The sequence below is a fragment of the Pseudomonas sp. NPDC088885 genome (genome assembly GCF_044750025.1).
In the GTDB taxonomy this organism is placed as follows: Bacteria; Pseudomonadota; Gammaproteobacteria; order Pseudomonadales; family Pseudomonadaceae; genus Aquipseudomonas; species Aquipseudomonas rustica.
In genome coordinates this window covers 1-4,278 of sequence record NZ_JBIVJB010000147.1, presented here as the reverse complement: position 1 = coordinate 4,278, position 4,278 = coordinate 1, and the positions used below count along the sequence as shown (strand labels likewise).

General features: G+C 56.9%; 4 protein-coding genes. 1 reads left to right on the top strand and 3 read right to left on the bottom strand.

The window, feature by feature from the left end; genetic code table 11:
* Together dnaK and grpE are read right to left on the bottom strand one after the other, a co-directional pair.
* Positions 1 to 1,204: molecular chaperone DnaK (dnaK, locus tag ACIP1X_RS27045; RefSeq protein ID WP_400755802.1), on the bottom strand; the 1,204-nt coding region annotated here is incomplete at its 3' end.
* 102 nt (positions 1,205 to 1,306) lie between these two features.
* A complete protein-coding gene (gene grpE / locus ACIP1X_RS27040; RefSeq protein ID WP_053117018.1) occupies positions 1,307 to 1,873 on the bottom strand; it encodes a nucleotide exchange factor GrpE in 567 nt (188 codons plus the stop codon).
* A gap of 240 nt (positions 1,874 to 2,113) precedes the next feature.
* On the opposite strand from grpE, the gene recN reads away from it, so the two are divergent.
* On the top strand, positions 2,114 to 3,787 hold the full coding sequence (gene recN, locus ACIP1X_RS27035) for a DNA repair protein RecN (protein ID WP_053117017.1): 1,674 nt from the start codon (positions 2,114 to 2,116) through the stop codon (positions 3,785 to 3,787).
* Between the two features lie 81 nt (positions 3,788 to 3,868).
* Here the strand turns inward: recN and fur are convergent, their stop codons facing one another.
* Entirely contained in the window at positions 3,869 to 4,273 is a 405-nt protein-coding gene (fur, locus tag ACIP1X_RS27030) for a ferric iron uptake transcriptional regulator (protein WP_400755806.1), read from the bottom strand.
* Positions 4,274 to 4,278: the final 5 nt, after the last annotated feature.

Genomic DNA, 4,278 nt, shown 5'->3' with positions numbered 1-4,278 from the left:
CGATACCCAGGGTCAGCGGGCTGACGTCGAGCAGCAGAACGTCTTTCACGTCACCGGCCAGAACAGCGCCCTGAATCGCAGCACCCATGGCAACAGCTTCGTCCGGGTTCACGTCTTTACGTGCTTCTTTACCGAAGAAATCGGTTACCAGCTTCTGTACCAGCGGCATACGGGTCTGACCACCGACCAGAATCACGTCGTTGATCGCGCCAACGTCCAGACCAGCGTCTTTCATGGCGATGCGGCAAGGTTCGATGGTGCGCTGAACCAGGTCTTCAACCAGTGCTTCAAGCTTGGCACGCGAGATTTTCACGTTCAGGTGCTTAGGACCGGTCGCATCTGCAGTGATGTACGGCAGGTTAACGTCGGTCGACTGGCTCGAGGACAGTTCGATCTTGGCTTTCTCAGCGGCTTCTTTCAGGCGCTGCATCGCCAGCGGGTCACCTTTGAGGTTCATGCCGCTTTCTTTCTTGAATTCGTCGACGAGGTAGTCGATCAGACGAATGTCAAAGTCTTCACCGCCCAGGAACGTGTCACCGTTGGTGGCCAACACTTCGAACTGGTGCTCGCCGTCAACTTCAGCGATTTCGATCACGGAGACGTCGAAAGTACCGCCACCCAGGTCATAAACGATCACGGTGTGATCGCCCTTGGCCTTGTCCATACCGTAAGCCAGAGCGGCTGCGGTTGGTTCGTTGATGATACGTTTTACGTCCAGACCCGCGATGCGGCCGGCGTCTTTGGTCGCCTGACGCTGGCTGTCGTTGAAGTAGGCCGGAACGGTAATGACCGCTTCAGTCACTGGCTCGCCGAGGTAGTCTTCGGCGGTCTTCTTCATCTTCTTCAGAATTTCAGCCGAGATTTGTGGCGGCGCCATTTTCTGGCCGTTCACTTCAACCCAAGCGTCGCCGTTGTCAGCCTTGGCGATCTTGTACGGCACCATCTGAATGTCTTTCTGCACAACTTCTTCGTCGAAACGACGACCGATCAGACGCTTAACTGCGTACAGAGTGTTGTGCGGGTTGGTCACAGCCTGACGCTTGGCCGACTGACCTACCAGGATTTCGCCATCGTTGGCGTAAGCGATGATCGACGGCGTGGTACGCGCGCCTTCAGCGTTTTCAATAACTTTTGCTTTGCCGTTTTCCAGCACGGAGACGCAGGAGTTGGTGGTCCCCAGGTCGATACCGATAATTTTGCCCATGTTAACTCTCCCGAAACTTTGGATTTGGATGCCGCAGCAGTGGTGGCTGACTGCGGTAGCACTTAAACGCTTGACTTCTAAATGGGGGCCTTGCGGCTAATTTCAAGCCTTCTCGTCAATCGAAGGCGAAATTGGCGCAGGCGCCTTGCTGACCACAACCATGGCCGGGCGCAACAGGCGACCGTTGAGCTGGTAGCCTTTCTGAAACACTTTCAAAACGCTGTTCGGTTCTACGTCGGCGCTTTCCTGTGCAGCCATCGCCTGATGGTAAACAGCGTTGAACGGTTCGCCATGCGGATCGATCGCTTCAAGCTGATAACGCTTGAGGGTGTCGTGGAACATTTTCAGCGTCAGCTCGATGCCTTCACGCATCGGACGGATGCTTTCGTCGTCCGGGTTCGACAACTCGAGACCGCGCTCCAGACTGTCGACGATCGGCAGCAAATCGCTGGCGAATTTCTCCAGGGCGAATTTGTGCGCCTTCTCGACGTCCAGTTCGGCACGGCGGCGGACGTTCTGCAGATCGGCAGCTACGCGCAGAGATTGATCTTGCGCTGCGGCCAATTGCTCTTCGAGCACTTGCACACGGGTCGCCAGGTCATCACTCGAACCTTCCGGCGCCTGAGGGGCATCTGGGTTTTGCGTATCTACTGTCTGTTCGTCAGCCATAGAATTCTCCTTTCAATTTCTTCCGCGAGCCTGACCCGCGCTTCTGTCCCGATATATGGGGCCGCAAAATCAGGCTTCAAGGGCCTTCAAGCATTAACCCTACAAAAAAGTGCCGCATTCTCATTCCCTGATGCGCTAAGAAGTTTTGCGGTTCAAGCAAATCGAGCTAAGCGAGGGCATTGTCAGGCCGAAACAAAACACTGTATAAATAACCAGACCTAAAGCCTGGGAGCGGCCTTTATGCTGGTGCACCTGTCCGTACATAACTACGCCATCGTTGAACATCTCGATCTCGAACTTGATCGCGGGATGAGCGTGATCACAGGGGAAACCGGCGCCGGCAAGTCGATCATGCTCGACGCCCTCGGCCTGACCCTGGGCGATCGTGCCGACAGCGGCGTGGTTCGCCCGGGCGCCGACAAGGCCGACATCCTCGCGACGTTCGATCTGGTCGACATCCCCGAGGCCAGCGCCTGGCTGGCCGAGCGCGATCTGGACATCGACGGCCCGTGCATCCTCCGTCGGGTCATCACCAGCGAAGGCCGTTCGCGTGGCTACATCAACGGCACGCCCTGCCCGCTCGGCGACCTCAAGTCCCTTGGCGAATTGCTGATCGATATCCACAGCCAGCATGAACACCAGTCGCTGCTGAAAACCGATACCCATCGCCGTTTGCTCGACGAATACGCCGGCGCGACCGATCTGGCCCGTCAGGTTCAACTGGCTGCGCAGCGCTGGCGCCAGACCCGTCAGGAACTGGAGCGCCTTTCCAATTCCGGCGACGAACAACGCGCGCGCCATCAACTGCTCAGCTATCAGCTCGAAGAACTGGAAAACCTCGGTCTCGGCGATAACGAACTGGAGCAACTGGAGCAGGAACACAAAAACCTGACCAACGCTGAAACCTTGCTGGGCATTTGCCGGCAAGTGGTCGAGCAATGCAGCGAAAGTGATTCGGGTAATGTCCTGAACGCACTGACCGCCAGTCTCAATCGCCTGTCGAGCGTGAATAATTCGGTCGGCGCACTGGGCGAAGCCAGCAGCTTGCTGACCAGCGCGCAGATTCAGGTTGAAGAGGCTGTCGGTGAACTCAATCGATTCCTCGACAACTTCGATGCCGATCCGGCACGACTGCAATATCTGGAAGAACGCCTCGACGCTATTTATACGCTGGCGCGCAAACACCGGATCCAGCCGACCGAAGTCGCGGAAATGCAGCAGAAGCTGCTGGATGAAATCGAAACCCTGAATGCCAACGACGAATCCATCGAGCGTCTGGGTGAGGAGCTGGCCTCCTACGCCCGCCATTATCAGGAGAAGGCTCGCGAGCTGAGCGATCTGCGCCATCAGGCCGCCGGCAGTCTTGCCAGTGCAGTGGAACAAGAGATTCAGCGTCTGGGCATGCCCGGCGGCCGATTCACCATCGAGCTGCGCGCCAACAGCAGTGACGAACTGCTGCCGAACGGGTTGGAACAGGTAGAATTGTTGGTCAGCGCCAACCCCGGGCAACCGCTCAAAGCGCTGGCAAAAGTGGCATCCGGTGGTGAGCTGTCGCGGATCAGCCTGGCGATTCAGGTAATCACCGCACAGACATCCCGGGTGCCAACGCTGGTATTCGACGAAGTGGACGTGGGCATTGGTGGCCCGACGGCGGAAATTGTCGGCCAGTTGCTACGTCGTCTGGGTGAACGCGGGCAGGTACTGACGGTGACGCATTTGCCGCAGGTGGCCGCGCAGGGTCATCAGCACCTGTTTGTGCACAAGGTGCGTGGCGATGAGGCAACCCACACAGCCGTGTCCAAGCTGAGCAAGACCGAACGAATAGAAGAAGTCGCACGGATGCTCGGCGGCATCGATCTGACCAAGGAATCGTTGGCTCACGCGAAAAAAATGGTGGTTACCGCGAAAGTTTAAGATTTTGAAACAATAGAAAGCACGAAGGCGACCCTTGGGTCGCCTTCGCTCGTTTCGCGAACCTGAATTCGCGCGACATGCTTACTTTTTCTTGCGGACGTACAGCACCAGGTTGTGATCAACCATCTCAAAGCCATGCTTCTCGACGATCGACTTCTGAAGTTTTTCGATTTCTTCGTCGAAGAACTCGATCACTTCACCGGTTTCCACGTTGACCATATGGTCGTGGTGGCCACCGTCAGCCAGTTCGAATACCGCGTGGCCGCCGTCGAAGTTGTGACGGACCACCAGGCCAGCTGCTTCGAACTGGGTCAGAACACGGTAAACCGTGGCCAGACCGACGTCCTCGCCAGCTTCCATCAACGCCTTGTAGACGTACTCGGCACTCATGTGAAGCGGCTCGGTAGAGTCGCGGATTTTGATGATCTTGACCCGTGGGATGGTCAATTTGAGGCCGGCTTTGCGTAGTTCGCTATTTTCAACCATGGTCA